Consider the following 2563-nt stretch of genomic DNA (forward strand, 5'->3'; position numbering starts at 1 on the left):
GCCCGGCTGCCCAGGACACCCGGGCTCGGCGGCCGGGCGCGGCGGGCCCCTACGGTGCCGGCGGCTTCGACACCGATCGGGTCGACACGCCCATTCCGTTCGCCGCGCCGACGCCACGGGCGCAGCCCGAGCCGAGGTCCGGGCCGCCCCCGCCGTCCACCGACAGCCTGCTGCCCTATGTCGCGTTCGTAGTCGTGATCGCGGTGCTGGCCGGTATCACCGGCTACGCCCTGAATCGACTCGTCGGTCCCGCCCCTGGGAACCGGAGCGCTCCCACCACGGCCTCCGCCTCGCCGAGCGTGCCCACCACCCCGACGGTCACGGTCGTCCCGACCGATCCGGGCACCGGCGGCGGCGCGGCGGGTGGCGGCCTGACCGCGCTCACCGCCCAGCAGGTCGCCGGCCGGCTCGCCGAGACCGGCCTCCCGCTGCGCACGACTGTCGTGTACACGGCCGCCACCGACCCCGACCATCTGCTGGGCACCATGGGCGGCTACTGGAGCCGGCTCGCGTTCAGCGACTCCCGGGTGGGCGCGAACGAGGTGGCGGGCGCACCGGCGGGGGCGATCGAACGCGGTGGCTCCGTGGAGGTGTGGCCGGACGCGACGACCGCGCAGCGCCGAGCCCACACGCTACTGACCGTGACCGAACAGAACCCTCTCGTCACGGAGTACGTCTACACCCGCGGCTCCGTCGTTCTCCGCGTGTCCCTCGTCCTGACCCGACACCAGGCCGCGGGCTACCAGAGCGCGCTGGCCTCCATCTCGTCCTGACCAGCCACCTGGCCACCGGTTAGCCGGCGCCTGTCCGGGGGGAGGCAGCACTCATGAACATCCATGAGTTCTACGGGGAGGACCCGCGGCGGCGGGACTCAGCCGAGGTCCCGTTCGGCGACGGTTGGACCGACCAGCGGGACGTCCACAGCACCTACCGGTTGAACTGGGTCGCCGACACCCGGGAGATCTACTCGGTCCGCGAGCCGCACCCCGGCGGCATCCTCGCGCGCTACCTCGACCAGCTCGACGTCGACCAGCCCGACGTCAGCGAGCTGACGGTGGAGATCCTCGCGGCGGCCGACCGCGGGGCGGTCGAGGAGGCGCTGGCCGGCTGGCCCGCGGTGATGGGTGAGCACAACAGTCTGCGCTGGGCCCGCGAGCAGCTCACCGCGCTGCGCCCGGCGAGCGCTACCCGGCCGGGGTAGGACTCGGCTCCACCGCGTCGGGCTGCGGCGCCAGCCAGCTCAGCAGCGTGCGCACGCCCCAGCCGGTGCCGCCGCGGCTGATCTCGCCGTCGTCGGAGTCGGCGCGGGCGGTGCCGGCGATGTCGAGGTGCGCCCACGGCCGGCCGCCGGCGAACTCCCGCAGGAACAGCGCGGCCGTGATCGACCCGCCGCCCACGTCCAGGGCCCGGCCGATGTTCGCCAGGTCGGCGACGGGCGAGTCGAGCGCCGGCCGGTAGTCCTCGGTGAGCGGCAGCCGCCACAGCGCCTCGCCGGCGGCTCCGGCGGCGGCGGACAGGGCCTGCGCCAGGTCGTCGTCCGAGCTGAACAGCCCGGCGGTGCGCCGGCCGAGGGCGACGGCGATCGCCCCGGTGAGGGTCGCCAGGTCGACGATGACGTCGGCGCCGAGCGCACCGGCCGCGTAGGCGAGGCCGTCGGCGAGCACGAGGCGGCCCTCGGCGTCGGTGTTGAGCACCTCGACGGTCGTGCCACCCCAGCAGGTGATGACGTCGCCCGGCCGCATCGCGGCAGCCCCGATCATGTTCTCCGCCAGACACAGCAGGCCGGTCACCCGGCCGGGAACGCCGAGCACGGGCAGGGCCGTCATCGTCCCGAGCACGGCGGCCGCGCCCGCCATGTCGGTCTTCATCCCGATCATGGAGACGGGCGGCTTCAGCGACAGTCCGCCCGAGTCGAACGTGATGCCCTTCCCGACCAGCACGCGATGCCGATCGGCGCCGTGGTCCCCGGACCCGTTCGCGCCGGACCCGTCGTACTCGATGCGGACCAGTCGCGGCGGCCGGGGGGAACCCTGACCGACCGCGGTCAGCCCGCCGAACCCCTGTTCCGCGAGTTCGCGCGGGCCGAGCACGCTCGCCGTGAGGCCCGCGGCCGTGGCGATCCGCACCGCCCGGTCGGCGAGCCATTCCGGCGACTTCACCAGACTGGGCGTGTTCACCAGATCACGGGCGATGTACACCGCCGTGCCCACCGCGCGGGCGGCCCGCACCGCGGCCCGCGCGTCGGCGTCCGTCGCGAGGTCGGTGACTACGACGACCTCACGCGCCAGCCCCTCGCCGCCGGCCGCCACCTCGGCGACACCATCGGCGACCGGGTCCACGTCGAGGCCGGACTCGTCCACCGAGACCTCGTTGACGTTGAGATCGTCCCGCCCGCCTGGCGCGGCCACGGGCGGGCGGGCCTGGCCGGCCCGGTCCAGCAGACCGCGGACCCGGTACGAGCCGAGCACGATGCCCTCGGCGAGGGCCCGCAACCCGTCGATCGGGGGGCTCGCGACCAGCGCCAGCCGCGACGCCGACCCCCCGCGCCGGGCCAGCGCCGCCC

General features: G+C 75.2%; 3 protein-coding genes. 2 read left to right on the top strand and 1 reads right to left on the bottom strand.

What is annotated here, in order from left to right:
- Together MXD58_RS28735 and MXD58_RS28740 are read left to right on the top strand one after the other, a co-directional pair.
- Nucleotides 1–773 (top strand): hypothetical protein (locus MXD58_RS28735; RefSeq protein WP_284678978.1); only part of this gene is annotated, 773 nt, incomplete at its 5' end.
- Between the two features lie 53 nt (nt 774–826).
- Nucleotides 827–1201 carry a hypothetical protein gene (locus MXD58_RS28740; protein WP_248836638.1) on the top strand — a complete coding sequence of 125 codons (375 nt, stop codon included), beginning with the start codon at nt 827–829 and terminating at the stop codon, nt 1199–1201.
- Here the strand turns inward: MXD58_RS28740 and MXD58_RS28745 are convergent.
- On the bottom strand, nt 1185–2563 hold a 1379-nt coding region (locus MXD58_RS28745; RefSeq protein WP_250611307.1), incomplete at its 5' end, for a leucyl aminopeptidase family protein. The two genes, MXD58_RS28740 and MXD58_RS28745, sit on opposite strands and share 17 nt — an antisense overlap.

The organism is Frankia sp. AgKG'84/4 (assembly GCF_023242965.2).
Lineage (GTDB): Bacteria > Actinomycetota > Actinomycetes > Frankiales > Frankiaceae > Frankia.

Excerpts from the sequence above, each read along its gene's own strand:
- MXD58_RS28740 (WP_248836638.1), top strand. The coding sequence starts at position 827 with ATGAACATCCATGAGTTCTACGGGGAGGACCCGCGGCGGCGGGACTCA.